The following is a 25,213-nucleotide window of genomic DNA, read 5'->3' as shown; positions in this document are numbered from 1 at the left end:
CTTTCATGTGGCCAGCCTGGAGTTGAACCATGTCTGCACAGAAACGTGACTATGGGGACTTTTTAGTTCTCATCGGTCTGGCTTCCTTTACGTTGTGGTATTTGCTGGATGCGATCAGCGTCTCGGCACAACCCCAGAATTTGCTCCTGATACTGCCGCTTTCAGTCATTGTCCTGTCGATTATTGCCATTGAGCTGGTGCTACGCCTAAAGCAAGGGACGCTATTCAGCATCGCTGCCGACGAGGAACCGTTACATCAAACGCTACCCGTCGTAGTTCTGTTTGGTGCCTATGTGTTATCGCTCGAAACGCTCGGTTTTGATGTGGCGACCGTGCTGTTCATCGCGCTCTTTTTGATCCTCAAAGGTGAGCGTAACTGGTTAGCGGTGGTGGGCTTTAGCGCAGCGTTCGGGTTCGCCGTGGCGTTCTTCTTCTCCCAGATGCTGCCCTATCCCATGACGCTGCTACTGCTACCCAGTTAAGGAGGCAATATGATTGATTTTGGCGCAGTACAGCAGGGTCTTGACCTGCTCTTTTCTAATTTTGGCCCCTGGCTCGTGGTAATACCCGGCATTGTGTTGGGGCTAATCTTTGGCGCAACGCCGGGGCTGCAGATTTCCATGGCCATGGCGATCTTCCTGCCCATGACCATGTACATGGATTTCATTCAGGCCATGCTGTTCTTAACCGCTATTTTTACCGGCGGTTCGTTCGGCGCGGGTATTCCTGCCATTTTGATGAATATCCCGGGTACTTCATCGGCCATTGCCACCGCCTTTGATGGCTACCCGATGTCGCGCAAGGGGCAACATAACCAGGCGCTGGGCGTGGCGTTGGCCGCCTCCGTGGTGGGCGCGCTGATGGGTTATCTCGTGCTGTTTTTCATGATTCAGCCGCTCTCCTATCTGGTGCTGAGACTCGGCCCTTCCGAAATGTTTGTGGTCATCCTGTGGGGCATGACGCTGATTGCGAGCCTGAAGGGCGAGCAGGTACTTAAAGGCTTGGTGGCGGGCTTTGTCGGCCTCTTGGCGGGAACCATTGGGTTTAGTGAAATTGGTCTGGCGCGTGGCACCATGGGGCAAACGTATCTGCTTGATGGTATTCCGGTTATTCCTGCCATGATGGGCATGTTTGCGGCCTCAGAGCTTTTCAAGCTTGCCAACAAAGGCTTCATCGTTGAATCCGCCGATTCTCGTAAGGTGAAAATCAGCGAGATATTTGAAGGCTGTAAGATGGCAATGCGCTATCCGGTTGTGATGATTCGTGGTGGTTTGATAGGTGTGTTAGTAGGGGCCGTGCCTGGCGTTGGCTCCTCGGTTTCCAACTTGCTTTCCTATATTGAAACCAAGCGTCGTGATAAAGATCCTGACTCGTTTGGCAAGGGTAACCCGAAGGGCGTAGTGGCATCAGAAGCCGCTAACAGCAGCTCTGAAGGCGGCTCAATGGCTACTCTGCTGGCGCTTGGCATTCCCGGCGGTGGTGCAACGGCGGTAATGTTGGCTGCGTTTGCCATGCATAACATCACCGGCGGGCCGCAGTTTATTCGTCAGCAAACCGATGTGGTCTACGCGATTATTTTTGCCAACTTCGCCCAGGTATTTCTGCTGGTGGTCGTGGGTCTGCTGTTTATCCCGCTGTTGGCTAACATCGTCAAAGTACCCATGCGCTACCTGATTCCCTCGGTACTGGTACTCGCGGTTATGGGATCGTTTGGCTTGACCGGCAATATGACCGGCCCCGCCACTGTGCTGGTATTTGCAGTGATTGGTTGGATCTTTCGCCATTATGGCTACTCGGTGCCTGCCGCCGTTATCGGTATGCTGCTGGGCTCGCTGGCGGAGAAATCACTGCTCCATTCGTATCAAATCAGCGGCGGGGATATCACCTATGTCTTCGAGCGCCCGGTGACCTTGGGGATTCTAGGACTTCTATTGATTTCACTGTTTAGCCAGCCGTTAATGGCGCGCTTTAGTGCCAGACGTGCGGCCAAACAGGCGTAACATAATGGCAAAAAAAACGCTGAAAACGTTAGTCTTGGGTTGCTTGGGTGGCGTTATTGCCACCCTTTTTTCATTGCCCCTGGCCTGGATGCTGGGCGCACTTTTTATGGTGATGGCGGTATCGCTTGGCGGTGTTAAAACCGGCGTTGATAAGCGCTTGCACCGTGTGGCTATTGCCCTGCTGGGACTCTTTATCGGGAGCCGCATTCAGGCCAGTGAACTGGTCAGTCTGGTGCAGTGGTACCCAAGCGTGTTAGCAATGCTGGTCTATATGGGGCTTATGCTGGTGGGCGGGTACTTTATCTTTACCCGCGCCAATGTAGGGCCCATGGATGCGATGTTTTGTGCCTACCCAGGGAGCATGAATTCAGCCCTGGTGCTTGCTGAGCGCGCCAATGGCGATGTGCGCTGGATCGCTATCGCGCACTCGCTGCGTCTGGTCACCGTGGTATCCGGGGCGGCACTGTTGGCAAGCTTTTTTGTGGATGATGTCACACTGCAAAGCTCTCCCGTATCGCTCTCGCTGATGGATGCGCTGCCGCTGTTATTGGTCCCGCTTTGCTGGTGGCTTGCCCGCTTGCTGCGCATTCCCATTCCGGAATTTTTAGGCCCGATGGCCGCAGGCGCTATCATCGCGAACCTGGGGATGAACTACTCCCTGCCCACTTGGGTGGTGTTCACGGCCTTTTTGGTGCTCGGCTCTTCGGTCGGCGCACGTTTCTCGGGAACCCACTGGTCTCAGGTAGTCAGCGTGGGGCGGTTTGGAATGGTGTATGCACTGTTTGCCCTGATTGTTGCAGCACTCATGGCTTGGCTGGTCGCCAGCATGACCCAGCTTTCCTTTGTGGCGGTGTTGCTGGCGCTGATTCCCGGCGGCGTCGGGGAGATGGCCGTCATCGCCATGGTGATGGATATCGACCCGGTGTATGTAGTGTCGCACCATGTCTTGCGCCTGCTACTGCTGATCTTTATGACCCCGCTGGTCATTCGTATTGCAAAGCAGGCGGCTGCATAGCGGGAAACGCCACCGTCACGGCGAAACCGCCTTGTGGTCGGTTATTAAAAGAGAGGAGAGCGGCGTGGGCGGTGGCGATCTGCTCCACGATGGCAAGGCCTAATCCGCTGCCGGGCGCGTGCGGATTGTGGCGGGAAAAGCGCTCGGTCAGCTTGCCAAGTTGCGCCTCTTCCACGCCGATTCCTTGGTCGTTCACCGTCAATATTACCTGTTGCTGCTGCGTTGTTAGGGCGATATCGATTGGACCCTGGTAGGCTTCAGCGCCTCCCGCGTGCAGGCTGGCATTCTCAATCAGGTTAATCACCAGCCAGAGCAGCATGATCGGATCGCCCAGCACTTTGGAAATGGTATGAGGCTGATCGAACGACAGCTCTTGGCCTTTCTGATAGATGCTGGTGGCGGTTTGCGCACAGGCGTCCTGGCATATAGTCACCAGATCGACGGCTTCAAGATGGGTTTCATCCATCAGCTCGCTGCGGGTCTTGGCATATTTCAAAAGCTGTTGGACCGTATGGCTGGCATGTTCTGAGATACGCTGTATTTCAATAAGGTTGGCTCGAACGGCCGGTTCTTGGGTCGTTTTTAGCGAGATTTCAGTTAGCGCACGTATTTCAGAAATGGGCGTTCGCAACTGATGGGACACATCGGCATTTAATTGCTGTGTACTCTCAATGCTGCGTCGGATACGTAGCATCAGCTGATTAATGCTGAGAATCAGTGGGCGAATCTCTTTTGGAGCGTCGTCTTCAAGCGGCTGAAGGTCATGAGGCGAGCGGCGGCTCAGCGCTTGGCTGACACTATTAAGCGGTGCCAGGCCGTGGTAAATCGCAAGCCAGGCGATGGTGATGGCAAGAATCCCGGCAACAATCGTCAACCCGGTGAGTGTCACCATAAAGTCATTGGTAAGCGTGTAGCGCGCTTCTTTGGACTCCGCAACGATCACTTCAATATTGACGTTCTCGCGGCCCCGGCTAAAAGGAAACGTCAGGGCGACGGCGCGTAGCTCGTTGCCCGCGTACGTCACGTCGTAAAAAACCGGCTCAGAGAGGTCAGTAGGCGGGTCGCCCAAGCCTTGAAAGCCAGCAATCATATCGCCGTCTACTTCCAGCATCCGATAGAATATTTTGCCTTCACCACGACTACCTAGGGTGCTAATACTAAAATAGTGCATATTAATGCGTAGCGCGCCGTCTACCGTGTAGATGCGTCTTTCCAAGCGCTCGGCGGCATTGAGCAGCATATCGTCGAAGGTTTCGTTAATCTGGCGTGTCAGCAATAGATAGCTTGAAAGAAGCGCCAGAAATGCCAGGGCAGTAAACGGTAAACCAATCCACAGCAGCAGGCGGCTTTTTATCGATTTGATAGCAAGCATATCAAGCGTCTGATTCCTGGTTGGGGGCTTCTTTGGGGGCCAGGTAATAGCCTAAACCGCGGACCGTTTTCAAGCCGAAGTCGTAGCCGATTTTCTTGCGGATGCGTGAAATATAAGTCTCCACCGCTGCATAGCTGACCGGCTCGCCCATAGTGGAAAGCCGATCAATAATCTGGTCCTTACTGACGAGTCGATTTTGATTAATCATCAGATATTCCATTACTTCCAGCTCTCGGCGGTGCAGCGTTACAGGCTGACCATCAATTCTTAGCTCCATTGCGTCGGGTAAAAATGCCAGACGGCCACAGCTGAGCGTTTCACCACCAAAATGCTTGGCACGCCGGACCAGTGCCCGGGCTCGGGCTACTACTTCATCAAGTGAGAAGGGCTTGCAAAGGTAGTCATCTGCGCCCTCTTCAAGCCCTAAAATGCGTTGGTCCAGCGTGTCTCTGGCGGAAATAATCAGCACGGGGATAGTGTTCTGCTGATGGCGCAGTTTGCGTAGAAGGCTAATGCCATCCAATTCAGGCAGGCCCAAATCCAATACCATCAGATCGAAACCACCCTGCACGAGCATTGGGAGTGCGTGTGCGCCGTCGTTAGCGACGGTGATGTTGAATCCTGCCTCGCTAAGTGCTGTGGCCATCGAGCGCGCTAAATTGTCGTTATCTTCTACTATAAGCGCCTTCATGTTTAATCCTGCGGGTTAGCCCTCGGGCTGATATTTATACCCTACCCCATACACCGAACGAATGATCTCCTGCTCGGGGAGGGCTTCGGTGATTTTTTTGCGCAGCTTTTTAATATGGCTGTCGACGGTGCGTTCAGAAACAATCCGGTTGTCTCGGTACATATGGTCCATTAGCTGCTCACGGCTAAAGATTCGTCCAGGTGACTGCATCATTACTCGCAGCAGCTGAAACTCAACCGCGGTGAGGCCCAGGTCATGGCCGTTGGCTAGCGCCTGCCAGCCATCGTCATTGAGGGTCACCGGGGTTGAAACCGCTGCCTCAGGGGTGTGGGCCTGTTCGGCAAGTGCTTGGCTGCGGCGTAGTACCGCTTTCACGCGGGCGACTACTTCGCGGGGGCTGAAAGGTTTGCAGATATAGTCATCGGCGCCCAACTCCAGTCCTAGCAGGCGGTCTACTTCCTCCACCTTGGCGGTCACCATAATAATTGCGATAGCAGGCCACGCCTGACGTATTTCCCGGCAGAGCGTCAAACCATCCTTGCCGGGCAGCATGACATCCAAAAGCACCAACGTGGTGGGGTGCTGCTGCAACCAGGGTATCACATCGTCGCCATGACCCAGTGTTGCAACATTAAAACCGTGAGAGCTTAAATAATCATCCATGAGGCGGGCAATTTTTGGCTCGTCCTCAACAATCAATAGCGGGGCGTCTTGGAACATGGCGGACTCGCTTGTCATTAATGGGAAGTCAGTAACGGAAAACGTAAGGTCCAGCAAAGCCCGCCTAGCGGCGCATTGGATGCCTCAAGCGTTGCACCGTGCGCAATCACCAAGGCGCTTGCAATGGATAGCCCAAGGCCACTACCGCCGCTTGCCCGATTGCGTGACCCTTCAACACGGTAAAGGCGCTCGGTAAGCCGGGAAAGCTCACTTTCCGGAACGCCCGGTGCGCTATCCTGCCAAACAATCACCGCCTGGGCACGCTCAATGTTGAGCGTTACTTGAAGTTTGCCTGGTGCATCGGTGTAGGCGCAGCTGTTATCCAGCAGATTATTCCACAGCTGATGCAGTCGCTGGGCATCACCTCGAATCATTACGTCGGGGGCAATGTGCGTCGTCAGTGTAAGGCCGCTGCCATTGAGCCAGCGGTCCGCATCTTCAAGGCGGCTGGCCAGGCTGTCGCTAAGGTTCATGGGGGCCAGATGAATATCAAGCGCGCCAGCATCGCTTTGCGAAAGCAGGCGTAAATCGGCGACCAAGTGCTCAAGCTGGGCAACTTCCTGTGCCAGCGAGCTGAGGTTTTCCTGATTCAGTGGGCGAATGCCGTCCTGCATGGCTTCAATTTCACCACGCAGCACGGCCAAGGGCGTACGCAGCTCGTGGGCGGTGTCGGAAACCCAGCGTGCACGGGCGTCACGGTTGGCTTCTAACGTGGCGGCCAGTACGTTGAAGTCTCGCGCCAAACGGGCAAGCTCATCCCGACCACGTTCAGGTAGGCGAGTATGGTAGTTGCCTTCAGTAAGCCGCCGCGTGGCGATAGCCAGTGCCCGCGTACGTCGGCTTAACCACCACGAGAGCCCGGCGGCCAGCAGCAGCGACGCTAGTCCAATCGAGATAACAATAATTACCAGGTTGCGCTGTTGCAGCTCTAGAAAGCGATTTTCCATGCGCTCCATCATCTGCTGAGGAGGGCGAAACCCCAACGAGCCGATGGCCTCGCTGTCGCTGTGAAGCGTGAGCCAGCGCCAATCGCCGGGGCCCATACGGCCATTCATGGGCGGAATCACAAACTCACCGTTTGGCGCACGCAGCGCAAAATCCTGCGCTTCGCCCAAGGGGGAGGGGCGTTCACGATGTTCCTGACCCAGTTCAAAACGCACGATATGCGGCCAGCGTTCCGGGTTGTGTTCAAGCCAGCGCCAGTCCTGCTGGGTTTCCCAGCGGGTAATCAAACCATCGGCCAGCAGCATGGCACGGCGTTCCTGGGCCTGGTTTAAATAGTCGATAAAACCACGGTCGATACTGTAGGAAACGGCTAGAAACATGGTGGCGGAAATGGCCACGTTAACGCTGAGTATGGCCGAGAACAGCTTTAGTCCTAGCCGGGAAGGACGCCAAGTGGGCAAGGTAACGGCCATCAGGAAGTGCCCTCCTGAAGAGGTTGCCGAGGCATGCTAAGTCGCTCGCGCCAGTTCTCCAGACCCAGGTAAAGGCAGGGCACCAGTATCAGCAAAATGGCCGTTGCGAAGATCATGCCAAAGCCCAGCGAGATCGCCATGGGGATCATAAAACGCGCCTGTCGCGAGGTTTCCAGAATCATGGGCGCCAGGCCCAGAAAGGTGGTAAGCGTGGTCATCATGATAGGCCGCAGGCGCCGGGTCGCCGCCGCCACAATGGCTGCGCGAGGCGCCATCCCTTCGCGCCGCTTGCGGTTGGCGTAATCAATCAGTACCAGCGCATCGTTAATCACCACGCCGGAAAGCGCCAGCATGCCCAGCAAGCTGATAATCGAAAGCCCAAACCCCATAATCATGTGGCCCACCACAGCACCAACAACGCCAAACGGAATGGCTGCAAGCACCAGCAAGGGCTGCAAATAGCTTCTGAAGGGAATCGCCAGCAGTGCGTAAAGTGCGGCCAGCATCAGCCACATGGCGGTGCGAAGGGCTGCCAGGTTGTCGGCGGTATCCTGCTGGCGGCCGCCCAGGCTGACCTCAAGCCCCGGCCAGGAGTTTGTAAGCGTTGGGAACACGTCTTCTTGAAGGGTGGCCAGTACCTGGTTAATGGTTTGGTCGCCCTCTGAATCCGCCGTCACGGTGATAATGCGCCTGCCATCTATGCGCTGCAGACTGCTTGAGGCTTGGCTTAAGGTAATGTCTGCCACGCGAGAAAGCGGCACGCTAAGCCCGTCGGGCGTGCGTACGGGCATGCGGTAAAGTTCGTTTAAGCTCGCGCGGTCGGTTTCGGGCAGGCGCACCTCTACGCTGATCTCGCTACGCCCCACAAACTGCTCAACCGCCGTGGCGCCCTGTAAAGGTCCGCGCAGTGCCTGGGCCAGGTCGCTGCCGGTCAGGCCCAGCGCTCGGCCTTCTGCGGAAAGGCGCATTTCAAGCTGGGGTTTGCCATCGCCAATCCCGCTGTCAATATCGGTCAGCCCATACTCACCAAGCACTTCGGCCAACCGGGCAGCGGCGGCTTCCAGCACTTGGGTGTCGGGGTGAGATAAGCGCAGGCTGAGCGCAGCGCCGCTGCCGGGGCCACCAAAATCTGACTCAAAACGTACCGACTGAGCGCCAATTAAATCCCCTGCCAGCTCACGCCATTCACCTGCAATACGTGAAGGCGGCCAGGCGTCCAGGCTGCTACTTGCGATATCGAGCCGTACCTGCAACTCTTCGCCGTCCAGGCGGCTGCGCGTGCTGCTAAAGGTTAGCGTCTCTTCGCGCTCGCTCAGCTGCTGGGCGGCGTCCAGTAGCTGTTGGCTAAGCTCTCGGCTAACGCTGATATTGGTGCCAATCGGCAGCGTCACCGTTGCCTGAACCTGATCGGATTCGGCACGCGGCATGAGTGAAAAGCCCAGCCGCCCACTCATGGACCATGCCAGCACTACCACCAGCACCGCAACACCGATGGAGACGCTCAGTAAGCGTTGATTAAGTGCGCGTTGTAGAAACGGCTCAAACTGATGGTATGTGAAGTGATGCAGTCCGCCCTGCAGGCGCTGGCGCAACGCTTCCAGCGGCCGTTGCCAGGCCGGTGTTTCACGCGGTTTACGGCTATGTGCCAAGTGGGAGGGGAGGATAAACAGCGCTTCGGCCCAGGAGATCAAAAACACCGTGACGACCACCACGGGCAGAGTGGCAAACAGCATGCCCAAAAAGCCGGGTAAAAACAGCAGGGGCAGAAACGCCACGATATTCGACAAAATGGCAAAGGTGAGCGGAACGGCAATTTCACCTGCCCCTTTGACCGCCGCATCGCGCAGCGAGTAGCCTTCCTCACGATAGCTGTAGATATTTTCGCCCACCATGATCGCATCATCCACCACGATCCCCAGCGCGATAATGAAGGCGAACATCGACATCATGTTCAGCGAGACGCCGATCCAAGGCAGAAATAGCATGGCGCCCAAAAAGGCCGTAGGAATACCCAGCGTGACCCAAAATGCTAGCCGCGCTTCAAGAAACAGCGCCATGAGCACCATCACCAGCGCCAGGCCCATCCAGGCATTCTTTAGCAGCAGGCTTAAGCGGTCTTCGTATATTTCCGAGCTGTCGCGTGCAACGTCCAGGCTAACGCCCGGCGGTAGCCCCGCTCGCAAGCGCTCCAGTTCGCCGTAGACCGCCTCGGAAATGCTGGTCGGGGTTTGGTGGCCAATTTGATAGATGTTGACCGACAGGCCCGGCTCGCCATTATAAAACTCTTCACGATCCGTTTCGGCAAAGCCGTTGCTTACACGGGCGATATCACCCAGCAAAATGGGCGTGCCTTGGGCAGTGGTAAGGATTGGCAGGTCGGCAAACTCGGCGGCGCTGTTGCGTCGGCCTTGGTAGCGCACCAGCCATTCGCCTTCAGCCGTGGTGAGTTGGCCGCTTGCCAGGTCCAGCGCTTCAGCCCCAATGCGGCTGGCAAGCTGCTGATGATCAAGCCCGTAGCGCTCAATAGCTTCTTCATCCAGGTGAATCTGGATCTCGCGCTCGCGATTACCCGAAAGCTCGGCGCGTGAAATACCCTCAGCGGCCTGCAGTTCAGCGCGCACATCCTCGGCGGCGTCGTGAAGGGCGGCAAGCCCAACCGAGCCGTAAACCTGAAGGCTGACCACACTGCGCGATCTGCCCGCTAGTGTGAAGCGGGGCGGGTCGGCGGCACTGGGTAGGGTAGTGATGGCGTTGACTGCCTGCTGAATATCCTGATAAACGCGCATCACATCGACGCCGTCAATCAGCGTCGCGCTGACCATACCGCTGCCTTCACCAGCGCTGGAGGTCAGCTCATCAATACCTTCTACATTCGATACCGCCGCTTCAACGGGGAGCAGTAGGCTCTGCTCGACATCTTCTGGCGTGGCGCCGGGGTAGCTGATGCTGACCTGAACAATTTCAATTTCAAACTCAGGAAAGACCTCTTTTTTAATCGCGAGCGATGCCATAAGGCCCCCCACGATAAACAGCAGCATCAGCAGGTTAGGCGCAACGCCATGGTCAATCATCCAGGCAAGCGGGCCGCGACGCATTAGCTGCTCTCCTCATCACGGGTGGGCGCATCGTTGCGCGAGCGAACGCGAACCTGTTGTCCTTCCTGGGGCTGGGCAAGTCCTGAAGTAACAACGCGCTGGCCAGCCTCCAGGCCGCTGCGCACCAGCGCTTCATTTTCACCCCGATAGGCAAGCGACACCGTTGTACTGTGTAGGCGGTCTTCATCGTCCACCCACCAAACGCGCTCGCCCGGGCGTAGCGCCGCTGAGGGCAGGGCAATCAGGTCTTCCTGCGCCTGAGTTTGAAAGGCTATTCGCATTACATCGCCCAAGCGCAGCGCCGGGCCATCGGTATCCAGTGCCAATGGGTCATTCACCGCAATCAACAGCTGTGCCTGAAGTCCGCTCTCTTCCAAATTAGGTAAAATCGATATCAGTGCGCCTTCCCGCGAAGCGCCTTCTGGCCAGCCACGGCTGGTAATCGTGACCTGACTACCCGGCGCCAGCCATTCAAGTGCATCGCCGGGCAACGAGGCGCGCACCCAGAATTGCTCAACACCGACCAGGTTAAGCACCTCGGTTCCTTGGCTTAGCAGGCTGCCAGCGCCCACCAAGCGCTCTTGCACCATCGCCTTCCACGGGGCGGTCAGTGTTGCGCGCTCAAGGTTGAGCGCTGCCTGGTCGCGTATTACACGTGCCTGAGTCAGTTGAGCCTGGGCCTGGCGAAGTTGAGGCTCGCGCAGGACCAGCGAGCGTCGCTCGGCGGAAAGCTGGCGCCCAAACGACTCGTACTCACTACGGGCGCGCTGCTGTTCGGCATTTTCAAGTGCCACCTGCGCTTGGGCGTTGCTTAGCTGGGCCTCGGCGTCCTCCAGGGCAAGGCGCAAATCGGCTTGGTCGATATATGCAACGGGCGCGCCTTCCTCAACGACCTGGCCTGGAAAAACGCCCTCTCCAAAGCGTTCCAACTGACCTGCCACGCGGCTGGCCAGCTGGGTTGTCTGCTCGGCTTCTACTCGCCCAAAGCCGCTCAGTAGAGGCGATAGGGCGCTCTGTTCGACTGTCATGACATTGACGACAGGCGGCGTGGGTGGCGGGGGAGCCCGCCGCTCAATACGTGGCGGCTGGCTGATAATCCACCAGGCGCAGGCTAAGCCGATGGCAAACACCAACAGGGCCAGCACGGCGCCTAAACGGACACGGCCTTGTTGCATCGAGGAGAAAGAGTCATGAGGTTTTATTAACACGGAGTACCCGTTGCAAGAGCGAAAACGTAGTAAAAGCGAAAATTCCGGTATAAGAAGCGTATCATGCTAGCATCACGCACTGGCTCGCAGAGATTAGGTAAGCATTATGAAAATAGCGTGCAACTCTTCGCTAACCTAAACGCCTGCGACTTATCACGACACCTATTTCTCATAAATACCGTCCGGCCGATGAGTCTTGTGCAAGCGTATGAAAAACACCGCCACCCGCGATAAGTTAATTGATACTGGTGCTGAGCTGATTACCCAACAAGGGTATAATGCAACGGGCATTAATGCCGTACTTAACGCCTGCGGCGTGCCCAAGGGGTCGTTTTACCATTACTTTTCCAGTAAGGAAGATTTTGGCCTGGCGGTGATTGAGCGGTTTGCCAACGACTATGATGCTAGTCTGGTCGCTCTGCTTGAAGATCCGATGACACCCCCTCTGGACCGCCTGAAGCACTACTTTGCCACCAGCCGCGCTTACATGAGCGAGCGCGACCATGCGGCCGGCTGCTTGATCGGCAATTTAGGTCAGGAGATGGCGGGGCAGAGTGTTCGCTTTCGCGAGGCGCTTAATCACGCGTTCCTGCGTTGGGAAGCACGCTTTGCTCACTGCCTGCAGGCAGCCCAGGCCCAGGGGGCTCTCACTCAAGCACTGGACCCGCATCAGTTGGCAAGCTTTATTCTTTCAGGCTGGGAAGGGGCAATTTTGCGTGCCAAGACGCTGAAGTCAGACGCGCCTATGGAAGTGTTTGAAAAGCTGCTGTTCGAGCAGGTGCTGACGTCGCCAGTGACTGATTAACCCTTCAAACGCCCCTGCTTTGATGCACTAAGCGAGTGGCATGAGTGGAAGGCAAAGCGCTGCCTCGCGGCCACTATGTTGCTAAAGCCTTCCCTGAGGTGCTGCTATGCGAAGCATGGGCGTTTCTGCTCAGTGCTGAATAAGCGCTTAACGAGACTTACCAAGACGAAGCGGGTCAAAAGCTGGATAATGGGTGGCAATTCGCCGAGGGCTCTGTTTTCAACCGCCCAGGCACACTCATTGCTCTGGATGCCCGCTCATGGAAATCAAAGTCAACTATCTCGATAACCTCCGCCTCGAGGCCAAGTTCGACGACTTCACCGTTATTTCAGACCAGCCGATTCGCTATAAGGGCGACGGCTCGGCGCCTGGCCCGTTTGACTACTTCCTGGCGTCATCCGCCATGTGTGCCGCCTACTTTGTGAAGGTGTACTGCAACGCGCGGGATATCCCTACCGAAAACATCCGCCTCTCGCAGAACAATATCGTCGACCCCGAAGACCGCTATAAGCAGATCTTCAAGATTCAGGTCGAGCTTCCCGAAGATATTTCCGAGAAGGATCGCCAGGGCATTCTGCGCTCGATTGATCGCTGCACGGTCAAGAAGGTCGTTCAAACCGGCCCCGAGTTTCAGGTCGAAACCGTCGAGAATATCGATGAGGATTCCCAGGCGCTGTTGATGGGCGCCCCGGAAGGCAGCGAGCGCACCTATATCGAGGGAAAGGATTTACCCCTTGAAGATACCATCGCCAATATAAGCGCGCTGCTGGCTGATCTTGGCATGAAGATCGAGATCGCCTCCTGGCGTAATATCGTGCCTCATGTCTGGTCGCTGCATATTCGCGATGCGGCCTCGCCCATGTGCTTTACCAACGGTAAAGGTGCCACCAAAGAGAGCGCACTGTGCTCGGCGCTTGGCGAGTTTATTGAGCGCTTATCTTGCAACTTCTTCTACAACGACCAGTTCTTCGGTGAAGAAATCGCCAATAGCGACTTCGTGCACTACCCCAATGAGAAATGGTTTAAACCGGGGCCAAATGACGAGCTGCCCACTGAAATTCTCGATGAGCACTGCCTGGCGATCTACAACCCGGAAGGCGAGCTTTGCGGCTCGAATCTGATTGACACCAACTCCGGCAATGAGGCGCGCGGCATTGTCTCGCTGCCCTTTGTGCGTCAGTCGGATGGCGAGACGATCTACTTCCCCTCCAACCTGATCGAAAACCTGTTCTTAAGCAACGGCATGAGCGCGGGCAACACGCTGGTGGAAGCTCAGGTGCAGTGCCTGTCGGAAATTTTCGAGCGGGCGGTCAAACGGGAAATTCTGGAGCAGGAAATGACCCTGCCGGATGTACCGCAAGATGTGCTGGCGAAGTACCCAAATATTGTCGAAGGCATTAAGGCCCTTGAGGCTCAGGGCTTCCCTGTGCTGGTAAAGGACGCCTCCATGGGCGGTCAGTTCCCGGTGATGTGTGTGACCTTGATGAACCCGCGCACCGGCGGCGTGTTCGCCTCCTTCGGCGCCCACCCAAGCTTTGAAGTGGCGATTGAGCGCAGCCTGACCGAGCTTTTACAGGGTCGCAGCTTTGAAGGCCTGAACGACCTGCCGCTGCCAACGTTCAACTCGCAGACTGTGTCCGAGCCCAACAACTTTGTTGAACACTTTATCGACTCCTTTGGTGTGGTTTCCTGGCGCTTCTTCAGTGCCAAGGCGGATTTCGAGTTCAGCGAGTGGGATTTCTCCGGCACCAACGAAGAAGAGGCCGAAACGCTATTCGGCCTCTTCGAGGAGTTGGGGGCCGAGGTATACATGGCGGTCCATGAGGATCTCGGTGCGCCGGTGTGCCGTATTCTGGTGCCGGGCTACTCTGAGGTGTATCCGATTGAAGACTTGATCTGGGATAACACCAACAAGGCACTTGATTACCGTGAGGATATTCTCAATCTGCATCAATTAGAGGATGACCAGCTCACCGGTTTGGTCGAGCGCCTCGAAGAGAGCCAGATGGATGACCACGTCGATATCACCACCCTGATCGGCATTGAGTTTGATGAAAACACGGTATGGGGCCAGCTCACCATTCTGGAGCTTAAGCTTCTGGTCTACTTGGCGCTTGGCCGTCATGAAGAAGCACTTGATTGCGTGCAGATGCTGCTGCAGTACAACGACAACACCGTTGAACGTGGTCTCTTCTACCAGGCGATGAATGCGGCGCTGGAAATTGCCCTGGACGACGAGCTTGAAATCGACGACTACCTGCCTAACTTCCAGCGCATGTTTGGCGAAGAGACCATGGCGGCGGTTGTCGGCTCGGTGGAAGGCAGCGCGCGCTTTTACGGTCTGACGCCCACCAACATGCAGCTTGATGGTTTGGAGCGTCATCAACGTTTGATTGAAAGTTACAAGAAGCTTCACGCCGCGCGGGCGGCAAAAGCAGGCGCTTAATCGCCTCCCGTTTTCACTTGTTCAATGGAAATGCATGACACCGATGGCATTCAGCACTCCCTTGATGACCGCAGCGCTAACGTTCGTATGCACCTAAACAGCAAGCTGGAGAGCTACAGCACGTATTAAACGGGAGTAGTTTTAAAACGCTGTGTGGGGGGGGTAGCTCACAGCGTTTTTGTAGCGTGCAATAAAGCGTCAAAGCGAGAGAAAAAACAGTATCAAAGGGGGCGAGAGCAGCGAAAGAATAAATCCGCTAACCACCGCGATGGGCACGCAGGCGACGCCGCCGTGCTGTTGAATCACAGGTAGAGTAAAGTCCATTGATGTGGCACCGCCATAGCCAATGGCAAGGGCGGTGTGGCGGTGGATCACTAGCGGAATCAAAATAAACGCCAGGAGTTCCCGGGAAAGGTCGTTAAAAAATGCCACGCCGCCCATTAGCGGCCCTAGCTGGTCACCAATTAAAATGGCCGACAGCGAGTACCAGCCGAAGCCTGACGCCATGGCGAGCCCTTCATTCCAGCTAAGAGAGAGCAAGGGGGCGGCAGCCAATCCCGCCAGTAGCGAGCTAACGGCCAGCGTTATCGCAATCGCAAGCCCTAACCGGTTGAGCAGAATTTGCTTAAGCGGCATGCCGGAGTTGCGTAGCTGACAGCCGATCAGCACTAGCAACGCGTAAAGTACCCATTCCGCTAACAGGTCTGCGGCGGTAAAAAGCGTATCACCTAGCCTTGGGCCCAGCAGCAGGCCTGTAATAACGCCGACCGCCACTACGGCCAGCAAGAGTAACGAGCCTTGCATGGCGGCCAGCATACTGGTCGGTGCGTTTTTAACGACAGGTGAATCCCCCGTTTGTAGGGCTACCCGGCGAGACAGCCACCATAAAGCGGCCAGGTTAAACGCCGTGGTAATACTAAACAGCAGCAAGGCATTGCCCCCCAGCCGCGAAAGCTGGCTGGTTAGATTTTCAAGCCCGGCAAGACTTACCCCCATGAAGAGCAAAATAAGATAAACCGAGCCGCTAACGGCACGGTTGATCAATTGCTGGAGGTAAGTAGAGCGAATGCGTAATAAATAGCCCACTATCAGAGGCAGAAGAACAATCAATAATCCAGACAGCATGTAGGGTGTGGCGCCTTAAGGGTTAAATTGAGTAAGCCTAATGCGGGTTTGGCGGCGACCCTCTTTTTGATACTCCGCCGAGACAATCAGGCCGGGCCAGTCTGGGTGAAAGTTGATTTCCAGATGGCGGTCGGGCTTTTCGATATCCGTCAAAATGACCTGCCGCACCTCAAACTCACCAGCGGGCACGTTGACGATGTGCGTGCCTGGTGTGGCGTAGTACTGGAGGTGCTCATCTCGGCCGCGGTGGTCAACAAAATCGAGATCACAGGGTGCGCTTTGTGTACATGTTTCATGGCCTGCACGCCGAGAGAGATCAACCAGCGCGGCTTGACGATCAAGCGCCGCAATATCGCTATCGGTTAACCGGTAGCTGTCGCCTACGCCAAGAAGCGAGTAGCTGCTGCTAAAAAGCAGTGAACGGACGGCGTCCTCACCCACTGAAAAGCGGCTGTACTCCTGGCCGCTGACTATGGCCAATGAAAAGCGCATATCGCTTAGCCAATGCTGGCCTTCCTGGCTGAGCGTATGGGTAATCGTTGCACTGGGCCAGTTGCGGGTTTCCAGCCGGTATTGCGCTTTAAATGGCACTATGTCTGCAAGATTGCTGGCGGCTTCTTCGCTTGCATTGACCGGTACAGCGCTGAGTAATAGCCAAGCGGTGCCCAGTAGTATACAAGCCGATACAACATTTAAACGGGCGAGTCGCATCCTGATTCTCCTTAATGAGCAAGCGGTCCCTGCTAGCTAGCGCTGTTTGCAAATAAACCCAATAAGCTGAGCCGTCTTGGGTTCAAAGGCCTGCTTGCATATCTGTCATGCATTTCCATGGCCTGGCATATATTTCGAGCGCCTTTAGTGGGTATCTTAACATTTGATGCGCACGTGATGCGGTCGGTGTATCACTATGAAAGAAGCGCCTCCCGCTGCGTGTAGGCAGAGGCGCCCATGCTGGTTTTAACGGACTTAGTATCCTTGTGTGGGGTTAACCGTAGGCAGGTCTTCACCCGCCTCAAAGGCATGCAGGTAGGCAATGACCTGGTCAATCGCATCGTTCACCGGGGTGGGCGCTGCCATGTGGGGGGTGACGATGACGCGGGGGTGCTGCCATAAGGGGTTTTTAGCGGGCAGCGGCTCTTCACAAAAAACATCCAACAACGCGCCGCGCAAGTGGCCTGGCGTAGCGTTATCACCCAGTGCCTCAAGAAGCGCCTGTTCATCAATCAAGCTGCCTCGGCCTGGGTTGATCACGCTGGCGCCCTTGGGCAGTTTAGCGAGCCGCTGGGCGTTGAGAATACCGTGCGTGGCGGGGGTGTCGGGCAGGATAGTCACCACGCTCTGCACTTGGCCAAGAAGCTCGTCCAGTCCTTCCTCACCATGTAGGGACTGTACACCTGTGATGGTTTTGGGTGAACGACTCCAGCCCAGCACCGGAAATCCCGCTTGCTGCAAGGCGCTGGCAACGTGCGCGCCGATAGCGCCGAGGCCGAGTACACCTACTGGCCAATCAGCTTTATCTGCCAAGCGTTGCGGCTGCCATTCAGCGTTGGCTTGCTGAGCGGTGTAACGGTCCATACTGCGGTAAAAATGTAAGACGCCATACAGTACGTAGTCGGCCATTGGCTCGCTCATGCCCGCATCGCGCAGCTTCACGATGGGAATATTGGCGGGCAGCCCTGGCGTGCCGAGTAAGTAATCTACTCCTGCGCCCAGGTTGATGATGCCTTTAAGCCGAGTCTGCTCTTTCAAGAGATACGCAGGGGCTTTCCATACCGCAAGATAGTCAGCATCTTGTCGTGTCTCTTCGGGAGCGTCGCTGGTCACGACCGTTGCGTTAGGAAGCGCTTTGGAAAGGGCATCGCGCCATTGAGTGGCATCATCGGTGTGCACAACAATCTTCATTTCGGCTCCTGCGTGGTGAATGGGTGTTTCTCACTCTATTTATTTATCATGGGGAGGTTGTCTGCACGCTGCAAGTCATAACGCGTCACGATAGAACGAGGCGTTTGGCCTACATTGATCTCCTTGTGGTGGAGAGCTACCGGGGTGGCCGTACATGGGAGAATTTTCGGCAGTTGGTTGAAAACAAACTTGAAAATAAGCCGTTGATTGGCCCCGGTGAGCGCGCGGTGCTGAAGCTTTTGCGTGGCCGGTTAAGAGAGCCGGCAACATGAGTTAAATAAAGGCTTTGACCCGCAACCACGGGGTGGTGCTAGTATCGGGCTAAGACGACATTGGCAAGCCTTCCATGGCGGTAGCCTGGTCGCCCTTGTGCCCCGTTGCTTGGCGTAAAAAACGCGCACCGGTTCTTGGTGATCTTTGATGGTGAGTTGCCCGATGACTCAGGTTTCCCTGCCCTTCACGCGTGAAGAGTATGCACAGCGCTTGTGGAAGGTGCGTGCTGAAATGGCCGGCCGCGGCATTGATGTATTGATCGTCAGTGATCCGTCGAATATGGCATGGCTGACCGGCTACGACGGCTGGTCATTCTACGTCCACCAATGTGTACTGGTTGGCCTGGAAGGCGAGCCGGTATGGTTTGGGCGTCGTATGGACGCTAACGGCGCGCTGCGCACCTGTTGGATTGACCCAGTTAATATTACTTATTATCCGGATTACTACGTTCAAAATCCGGATATGCACCCGATGGATTATCTGGCGCAGTCGATCTTGCCTGATCGCGGCTGGCATACCGGCGTAGTGGGTATGGAGATGGATAACTACTATTTCACCGCCAAAGCCTACCAGAGTCTGCTACGCGAGCTGCCCCACGCGCGCTTTATCGACGCCAATGCGCTGGTGAACTGGTGCCGGGCAATCAAGTCGCCTCAGGAAATCGCCTATATGCGCATTGCCGGCAAGATTGTTGAAGGCATGCACTCGCGTATTCTGGAAGTCATTGAGCCAGGGCTTCCCAAGAGTAAGCTGGTCTCGGAAATCTACCGAGTGGGGATAGAAGGCTTTTTCGATGAAAATGGGAAAGTGTATGGCGGCGATTACCCCGCCATTGTCCCCATGCTGCCAACCGGTAAAGATGCCGCTGCTCCACATTTGACCTGGGACGATACGCCGTTCCGTGAAGGCGAGGGCACGTTCTTTGAGATTGCCGGAGTATTCAAGCGCTATCACGCGCCCATGTCGCGCACCGTATTTCTGGGACGACCGCCGACTGACTTTATTCGCGCTGAATCAGCCCTTCTGGAAGGTATCGAAAACGGCCTGGACGTTGCTAAGCCAGGAAATAGAACGGCGGATATCGCCATGGCGCTGGGGGCGGCGATGGATAAATACGGTTTTGACCGCGGTGGTGCACGCTGCGGTTACCCCATCGGTATTTCGTACCCACCGGACTGGGGCGAGCGCACCATGAGTTTGCGTCCTTCGGATGAGACCATCCTGCAACCCGGTATGACCTTTCATTTTATGCCTGGGCTTTGGGTGGAGGATTGGGGGCTGGAAATTACCGAAAGCATCCTGATTACTGAAACAGGCTGCGAGACGCTGGCCAACTTTCCACGGCAGTTATTTGTTAAATGATGATAAGTCGTTAAATAATAAGCCGTTATAACTGATTAAGGAGTCGTTATGACCCTGCGACCAAGCCCGATTTCCGCGACTGTCGACTTTGATGCTGACGGCGTGCAGCACGGTTTTTTAAAGCTGCCCATCTCCACCGATATCTCGGCCTGGGGGGCGGTAATGATCCCGATTACCGTGGTGAAAAATGGCGAAGGCCCCACAGCGCTATTAACCGGGGGCAACCATGGCGACGAATACGAGGGGATTACTTCGCTGCTTAAGCTTGCCAATGTGCTCACTGCAGAGGACGTCAGTGGGCGGGTGATTATTGTGCCGTGCATGAATACGCCCGCCGTAATGGCAGGCAAGCGGACATCGCCGATGGATAAGGGCAACCTTAACCGCAGCTTCCCCGGTGACCCCAACGGCAGCGTAACGCTGCAAATTGCCGACTACTTTACCCGCGTTTTGGTGCCCATGAGCGATGTGGTGCTGGATCTACACTCCGGTGGCCGCACGCTGGATATTCTGCCGTTTGGTGCTTCTCATGTGCTGGATGATAAAGCTCAGCAACAGGCCGCGCTGGAAGGCGCCAAAGCGTTTGGTGCGCCTTACGCCATGGTGATGTTTGAGCTGGATGCCGAAAAACTCTTCGATACTGCTTGCGAGCGCCAAGGCAAGGTGTTTGTGGCCACAGAGCTTGGCGGTGGTGGCACCTCCACGCCACAAAGTATGGCGATTACCGAGCGCGGCGTACGTAACTTTCTGATCCATTACGGCCTGCTAGAGGGCGAGGTGGATATGCCGCAAGGCGGCCAGGTCTATCTCGATATGCCAGACGCCAGCTGCTACGTACAGAGTCAGCACTCCGGCGTACTTGAGCTTTGCGTGGCGCTGGGCGATGCCGTGACCAAAGGGCAGGTGTTGGCTTACGTATACGATATGACCCGTACCGGTAGCGAGCCGGTTGCCTACCGCGCCGAGCGCGATGGCATTTTGATGGCCCGGCGCGCCCCGGCCCTGGTCAATATGGGGGACACCATTGCGGTGATTGCCGATGTCGTCGACCGCCTGGAGGCATAGCCCAAGGCATGATAAAACTCGACCGTTTTGATCTTAAAATTCTCGATATCCTTTCCCGTGATGGGCGGATCACCAAGTCCAAACTGGCCGAGGCGATTAACCTCTCGGTCAGCCCCTGCTGGGAGCGGGTTAAACGCTTGGAAAAAGCCGGGGTCATTCAGGGCTATACCGCGCGCATCAATGCCGATGTACTGGTGCCGCGCAACCCTGTGTGGGTGCAAATTGAGCTTACAGCCCACAACGCCGCAAGCTTTGCGCGCTTTGAAGCTTTGGTCATGGATACGCCAGAGGTCACCGAATGTGTCGCCGTCGGCGGTGGGGTTGATTATCTGGTGAAGTTTGAAGCCCGCACAATTGATAGCTACCAGCGGCTCATGGATAAATGGCTGGTGTCCGAAGCGGGCATTGAGCGTTACTTCACCTATATCGTGACCAAAACGGTTAAGCGTCAACCGATGGGCATTGATGTTGACAACGTTCTTTAACGGCGTTTCTTGGCCCTCACGCGTTCCCTCCAAAAAAACACGCTGCTAAACGTCCATAGACAAAAAAAGTCGCACGATAAGCCCTGGTTTTCAAAAACACTTCGTGCGTCTTCTCCCTTACGCTAGGCACATCGAAAGGATCGGCCAAAAGCCGATCTCTTCAATCGTCAACGTGCAACGGTTTGTCGCCGGTTAATGGCTTCAGCCAGGGGAGGTGCCCATGACCACACTATCGACCACGCTGGTGAAACGGCTAGAAGATCCGCGCCTGTTTCGCCAGTACGCTTATGTGAATGGCAAGTGGACGCATGGGGAAGGTGGCCGTGAAGAAGCGGTGTATGACCCGGCAACCAACGAAGCGATCGGGCATATTCCTCTTCTGGAAGCCGAGCAGATTACCGCGGCGGTGGATGCCGCTGAGTCGGCCTTTGTTCACTGGCGCGCACTGCGTGCCGATGAGCGCTGCGAGCGCTTGCTGGCCTGGTACGATTTGATTCAGGCCAACCGCGAAGACCTAGCGACCATCATGACCCTGGAGCAGGGCAAACCGCTGCCCGATGCGCGGGGCGAAGTAGAGTACGGAGCAAGTTTCGTGCGCTGGTTTGCGGAAGAGGGTAAGCGCACTTACGGGGAAACGATCCCCAGCCATATTCCTAATGCCTCGCTGGGGACTATTAAAGAGCCAGTTGGCATTGCCGCGATGATTACGCCGTGGAATTTTCCGCTGGCCATGATTACCCGTAAAGCGGCGGCCGCGCTGGCTGCTGGCTGCCCGGTGATTGTGAAACCGGCCAATGAAACGCCTTTTTCAGCGCTGGCGCTGGCAGAATTAGCCGAGCGGGCAGGCATACCGGACGGTATCTTTAACGTTGTTTTGGGTGAGCCTGCCGAGGTTTCAAAAATACTGTGCAGCGAGCCACGCATCCGGGCGCTGTCGTTTACCGGCTCCACCCGCGTTGGCCGCCTGTTAATGGAGCAAAGTGCGGGAACTGTTAAGCGCCTTTCACTGGAGTTGGGCGGTAATGCGCCGTTTATCGTCGGGCCGGATATGGACCCCAAAGAGGCGGCTTACGCGGCGGTAGATGCCAAGTTTCAAACGGCAGGGCAGGACTGTTTGGCGGCCAACCGGATTCTGGTGCACGAATCCATTCATGACGCCTTTGTTGAGCAGTTTACCGAGCGCATGGCGGCATTAACCGTCGGCAATGGTTTGCAGGGCGAGATCGATCTTGGCCCGCTGATTCACCGCCAGGCGGTAGAGAAGGCCGCCTCGATTGTCGATGACGCGATTTCTCGGGGCGCCACGCTGGTGATGGGAGACCAGAACCAAGCGCCGGGCGAAAACTTCTTTATGCCGGTGCTATTAACAGGCGTAACGCCACAAATGAAAGTCTGGCGGGAAGAGAACTTTGCCCCCGTGGCCGGGATCACCGCTTATTCGAGCGACGAAGAAGTTATTGAGCTTGCCAATGATACTGAGTATGGCTTGGCGGCCTATGTGTATACCCATGATATCCGCCGGATCTGGAAGCTGATGCGTGCGCTGGAGTACGGCATGGTCAGTGTAAACTCCGTCAAGATGACCGGCCCACCGGTACCCTTTGGCGGCGTGAAGCAGTCGGGCCTTGGCCGTGAGGGCGGCGCCACCGGTATCGACGAGTACCTCGAAACCAAGTATTACTGCTTAGGCGCGCTGGGGTCTGTATCAGGGAGCTAGAGTAGATAGTTTCGCAGTAGAGGCTAGTTAGGCACTAAGCGAACCGTCTTTTTCAGGGCCGAAACATGCTCCATTCAGTTTCGGCATTCCCGCCATCCATGGCGGTCAGTGAAAAAGCCGAGCGCCCAGGGATGGGTTTACAGCGTGTTCGCGTGTGACTAACCAGCCGTGAAGCCTGCAATATTTCAAATTCCTTCCCGCTGACCGGGGAGGTTTATCGTACAGAGAGAACGTTATGAGCCAACATCAGGATCTGATCGAACGCGACCGCAAAGTCACTTTTCACGCCTCTACCCATCTGCGTGACTTCGCCCATGGCGATGCGCCGGGCCGTGTGATTACCGGCGGTAAAGGCATCAATATTGTCGATAAGGATGGCCGCGAATTTATCGACGGCTTTGCCGGGCTTTACTGCGTTAACATCGGTTATGGTCGCACGGAAATTGCCGAAGCCATTTACAAGCAGGCGATGGAGCTCTCTTACTACCACACCTATGTCGGCCACTCGAACGAGCCGCAGATCGCGCTTTCCGAGCGTATTCTGAAAATCGCTGGCATGAACATGTCCAAGGTCTACTACGGCATGTCGGGCAGTGACGCTAATGAAACCCAACTGAAAATTGTGCGTTACTACAACAACGTACTTGGCCGCCCGCAGAAGAAAAAAGTCATCTCGCGTATGCGTGGCTACCATGGTTCGGGCATTGCTTCTGGTTCCTTGACCGGTCTTAAGGCGTTTCATGACCACTTTGACCTGCCAATTGATACCATCCGGCATACTGAAGCGCCGCACTACTACCTGCGTGCCGCCGAGCAGCATGGCATGACCGAGCTTGAGTTTTCCTCCTTCTGTGCCGACAAGCTGGAAGCGATGATCCTTGAAGAAGGCCCGGATACGGTGGCGGCGTTTATCGGCGAGCCGGTATTGGGCACAGGCGGTATCGTACCGCCGCCCGAAGGTTACTGGGACGCGATTCAGGCGGTGTTGGCCAAGTACGATGTACTGTTGATTGCCGATGAAGTGGTATGTGGCTTTGGACGTACCGGGTCTGATTTTGGTAGCCACCACTACAACATGAAGCCGGACCTGGTCACGATTGCCAAAGGCCTGACCAGCGCCTATCAGCCGCTTTCTGGCGTGATTGTGGGTGAAAAAGTATGGCAAGTGCTTGAGCAGGGCACGGGTGAGTTTGGCCCAGTCGGTCACGGTTGGACCTACTCTGGCCACGCGCTGGGCTGTGCCGCCGGTATTGCCAACCTGGATATCATCGAGCGTGAAAACCTGGTGGGCAATGCGGCTGAAACCGGTGCGTACTTCCAGGCGCAGCTTAAGGCCACGTTTGAAGGCCATCCGCTGCTGGGGGATGTACGCGGTGTTGGCTTAATGGCCGCGCTTGAGTTCTCACCGGATGCCAAGCAGCGCCTGCACTTTGACCCTGCCCTCAAAGTAGGACCGCGAGTGGCCGCCGCCGCCATGGAAGAGAACCTGATTGCTCGCGCCATGCCCCAAGGCGACATTTTAGGTTTTGCGCCTCCGCTGACCATTAACCGCTCAGAAGTTGATGACGTGATTGGCCGTGCCAAGCGCGCCATTGACCGGGTAACCGATGAACTTACCCGCTCAGGCGATTTAAAAGCGGGCCATCAGGAAGCTGCGTTGACGATTTAATGAAAAGACGCTGATCTGGTAACGCCGCTGCTTACTTATGCAGCGGCGTTTTTGTTTTTGGGGTGGGAAGCTATGCTACTAAATACAGTGACGGTGAACGGATACGTTAGGAGTGGCTATGCAACCGGTATTGGCTTTCGATGTATATGGCACGCTGATTGATACCCAGGGCGTTACGGCGGAACTCGAACGGCGACTTAACGATGCCTCCAACGCAGAAGAATTTGCCAAGCGCTGGCGGGAAAAGCAGCTTGAGTACAGCTTTCGTCATGCCTTAATGGGCGCTTATGTGCCTTTTTCAGAATGCACGAGAGAAGCCCTGGTGTTTACCAGCCGCACGCTGCAAGCAGGTCTTTCTGACAATGACCACGACCACCTCATGGATGTATATGCAGAGCTTCCAGCCTTCCCGGATGTGGTGGATGCGCTTGATCAGTTGCGTGATGCGGGCATTCGTTGCGTGGCGTTTTCCAATGGCACGACGGAGGCGGTAACCCAGTTACTGGTACGTGCCGGTGTAGAAAGCCACATGGATGCGGTGATCAGCGTGGATGATATCAAGCGCTTTAAGCCAGACCCGGCGGTATATAGCTATCTTCGCTCACAGCTGGAAGCGCGTCCTGAGCATACCTGGCTAATTTCAAGCAACGCCTTTGATGTGATTGGTGCAACCCATGCCGGGCTGCGAAGTGCCTGGGTGCGGCGTCATTCCGATGCGCCCTTTGACCCCTGGGGCATTGAGCCTGATATGACGGTGCCTGACCTGGAGGCCTTGGCCGAACGTATTATTCGCCAGGTTGTTAACCGATAAGAACAAGCCGCATAATGACGTACGATTCATATAT

Annotated in this window: 21 protein-coding genes; 12 read left to right on the top strand and 9 right to left on the bottom strand. The window is 56.0% G+C overall.

Annotated features, from left to right (window positions below; genetic code table 11):
* Positions 1-29: 29 nt before the first annotated feature.
* The 3 genes from ACT3TC_RS02785 to ACT3TC_RS02775 are packed head-to-tail and all read left to right on the top strand — an operon-like array spanning position 30 to position 3,015.
* Positions 30-482: a tripartite tricarboxylate transporter TctB family protein gene (locus ACT3TC_RS02785; RefSeq protein ID WP_172117459.1), complete on the top strand. Its 453-nt coding sequence runs from the start codon at positions 30-32 to the stop codon at positions 480-482.
* 9 nt (positions 483-491) lie between these two features.
* Positions 492-2,000 carry a tripartite tricarboxylate transporter permease gene (locus ACT3TC_RS02780; protein WP_444639037.1) on the top strand — a complete coding sequence of 503 codons (1,509 nt, stop codon included), beginning with the start codon at positions 492-494 and terminating at the stop codon, positions 1,998-2,000.
* A gap of 4 nt (positions 2,001-2,004) precedes the next feature.
* On the top strand, positions 2,005-3,015 hold the full coding sequence (locus ACT3TC_RS02775) for an AbrB family transcriptional regulator (protein WP_444639036.1): 1,011 nt from the start codon (positions 2,005-2,007) through the stop codon (positions 3,013-3,015).
* Here ACT3TC_RS02775 and ACT3TC_RS02770 read toward each other — a convergent pair.
* From ACT3TC_RS02770 to ACT3TC_RS02745, 6 genes are read right to left on the bottom strand one after another with little or no spacing between them, the layout of a single operon-like run.
* The gene (locus ACT3TC_RS02770) at positions 2,984-4,387 is read right to left on the bottom strand and encodes a sensor histidine kinase (protein WP_444639034.1); all 1,404 of its coding nucleotides are present in this window, start codon (positions 4,385-4,387) and stop codon (positions 2,984-2,986) included. The two genes, ACT3TC_RS02775 and ACT3TC_RS02770, sit on opposite strands and share 32 nt — an antisense overlap.
* 1 nt (position 4,388) lies before the next feature.
* A complete protein-coding gene (locus ACT3TC_RS02765) occupies positions 4,389-5,078 on the bottom strand; it encodes a response regulator transcription factor (RefSeq protein ID WP_193057162.1) in 690 nt (229 codons plus the stop codon).
* Between the two features lie 15 nt (positions 5,079-5,093).
* Complete coding sequence (locus ACT3TC_RS02760; RefSeq protein ID WP_172117464.1) at positions 5,094-5,798, bottom strand: response regulator; 705 nt, start codon at positions 5,796-5,798, stop codon at positions 5,094-5,096.
* Between the two features lie 17 nt (positions 5,799-5,815).
* The gene (locus ACT3TC_RS02755) at positions 5,816-7,216 is read right to left on the bottom strand and encodes an ATP-binding protein (protein ID WP_444639033.1); all 1,401 of its coding nucleotides are present in this window, start codon (positions 7,214-7,216) and stop codon (positions 5,816-5,818) included.
* Positions 7,216-10,311 carry an efflux RND transporter permease subunit gene (locus ACT3TC_RS02750; RefSeq protein ID WP_444639031.1) on the bottom strand — a complete coding sequence of 1,032 codons (3,096 nt, stop codon included), beginning with the start codon at positions 10,309-10,311 and terminating at the stop codon, positions 7,216-7,218. Before ACT3TC_RS02750 ends, ACT3TC_RS02755 begins: the two co-directional genes overlap by 1 nt.
* The gene (locus tag ACT3TC_RS02745) at positions 10,311-11,486 is read right to left on the bottom strand and encodes an efflux RND transporter periplasmic adaptor subunit (protein ID WP_444639089.1); all 1,176 of its coding nucleotides are present in this window, start codon (positions 11,484-11,486) and stop codon (positions 10,311-10,313) included. The genes ACT3TC_RS02750 and ACT3TC_RS02745 overlap by 1 nt, the downstream gene beginning before the upstream one ends.
* A 241-nt stretch (positions 11,487-11,727) precedes the next feature.
* On the opposite strand from ACT3TC_RS02745, the gene ACT3TC_RS02740 reads away from it, so the two are divergent.
* Both ACT3TC_RS02740 and ACT3TC_RS02735 read left to right on the top strand, forming a co-directional pair.
* Positions 11,728-12,324: a TetR family transcriptional regulator C-terminal domain-containing protein gene (locus ACT3TC_RS02740; RefSeq protein WP_444639030.1), complete on the top strand. Its 597-nt coding sequence runs from the start codon at positions 11,728-11,730 to the stop codon at positions 12,322-12,324.
* A 259-nt stretch (positions 12,325-12,583) separates the two neighbouring features.
* Entirely contained in the window at positions 12,584-14,770 is a 2,187-nt protein-coding gene (locus ACT3TC_RS02735; protein ID WP_444639029.1) for an OsmC domain/YcaO domain-containing protein, read from the top strand.
* 198 nt (positions 14,771-14,968) lie between these two features.
* Here the strand turns inward: ACT3TC_RS02735 and ACT3TC_RS02730 are convergent, their stop codons facing one another.
* The 3 genes from ACT3TC_RS02730 to ACT3TC_RS02720 form a co-directional block, all read right to left on the bottom strand.
* A complete protein-coding gene (locus ACT3TC_RS02730) occupies positions 14,969-15,895 on the bottom strand; it encodes a lysine exporter LysO family protein (RefSeq protein ID WP_444639028.1) in 927 nt (308 codons plus the stop codon).
* Between the two features lie 15 nt (positions 15,896-15,910).
* Positions 15,911-16,606, bottom strand: coding sequence for a hypothetical protein (locus ACT3TC_RS02725; protein ID WP_444639027.1), 696 nt, complete (start codon positions 16,604-16,606; stop codon positions 15,911-15,913).
* 255 nt (positions 16,607-16,861) lie between these two features.
* Positions 16,862-17,797 (bottom strand): 2-hydroxyacid dehydrogenase, encoded by a 936-nt coding sequence (locus ACT3TC_RS02720; RefSeq protein WP_444639026.1) that lies wholly within the window; start codon positions 17,795-17,797, stop codon positions 16,862-16,864.
* A gap of 104 nt (positions 17,798-17,901) precedes the next feature.
* Here ACT3TC_RS02720 and ACT3TC_RS02715 point away from each other — a divergent pair, with 104 nt between their 5' ends.
* The 7 genes from ACT3TC_RS02715 (at position 17,902) to ACT3TC_RS02685 (ending at position 25,179) form a co-directional block, all read left to right on the top strand.
* A complete protein-coding gene (locus tag ACT3TC_RS02715; RefSeq protein WP_444639025.1) occupies positions 17,902-18,069 on the top strand; it encodes a hypothetical protein in 168 nt (55 codons plus the stop codon).
* A 163-nt stretch (positions 18,070-18,232) separates the two neighbouring features.
* The gene (gene doeA, locus ACT3TC_RS02710) at positions 18,233-19,432 is read left to right on the top strand and encodes an ectoine hydrolase DoeA (RefSeq protein WP_172117472.1); all 1,200 of its coding nucleotides are present in this window, start codon (positions 18,233-18,235) and stop codon (positions 19,430-19,432) included.
* Positions 19,433-19,480: 48 nt separating this feature from the next.
* Complete coding sequence (gene doeB / locus ACT3TC_RS02705; RefSeq protein ID WP_444639024.1) at positions 19,481-20,497, top strand: N(2)-acetyl-L-2,4-diaminobutanoate deacetylase DoeB; 1,017 nt, start codon at positions 19,481-19,483, stop codon at positions 20,495-20,497.
* Positions 20,498-20,505: 8 nt separating this feature from the next.
* The gene (locus ACT3TC_RS02700) at positions 20,506-20,982 is read left to right on the top strand and encodes an Lrp/AsnC family transcriptional regulator (protein WP_193057172.1); all 477 of its coding nucleotides are present in this window, start codon (positions 20,506-20,508) and stop codon (positions 20,980-20,982) included.
* A gap of 220 nt (positions 20,983-21,202) precedes the next feature.
* Entirely contained in the window at positions 21,203-22,699 is a 1,497-nt protein-coding gene (locus tag ACT3TC_RS02695) for an NAD-dependent succinate-semialdehyde dehydrogenase (RefSeq protein WP_444639023.1), read from the top strand.
* A gap of 235 nt (positions 22,700-22,934) precedes the next feature.
* On the top strand, positions 22,935-24,368 hold the full coding sequence (locus tag ACT3TC_RS02690; RefSeq protein WP_444639022.1) for an aspartate aminotransferase family protein: 1,434 nt from the start codon (positions 22,935-22,937) through the stop codon (positions 24,366-24,368).
* A gap of 118 nt (positions 24,369-24,486) precedes the next feature.
* Complete coding sequence (locus ACT3TC_RS02685) at positions 24,487-25,179, top strand: haloacid dehalogenase type II (protein ID WP_444639021.1); 693 nt, start codon at positions 24,487-24,489, stop codon at positions 25,177-25,179.
* Positions 25,180-25,213 lie beyond the last annotated feature (34 nt).

The organism is Halomonas sp. AOP27-A1-41, assembly GCF_052378605.1.
In the GTDB taxonomy this organism is placed as follows: Bacteria; Pseudomonadota; Gammaproteobacteria; order Pseudomonadales; family Halomonadaceae; genus Vreelandella; species Vreelandella citrativorans.
The sequence above is the reverse complement of the archived record's forward strand: the minus strand, read 5'-3'. Positions and strand labels throughout refer to the sequence as shown.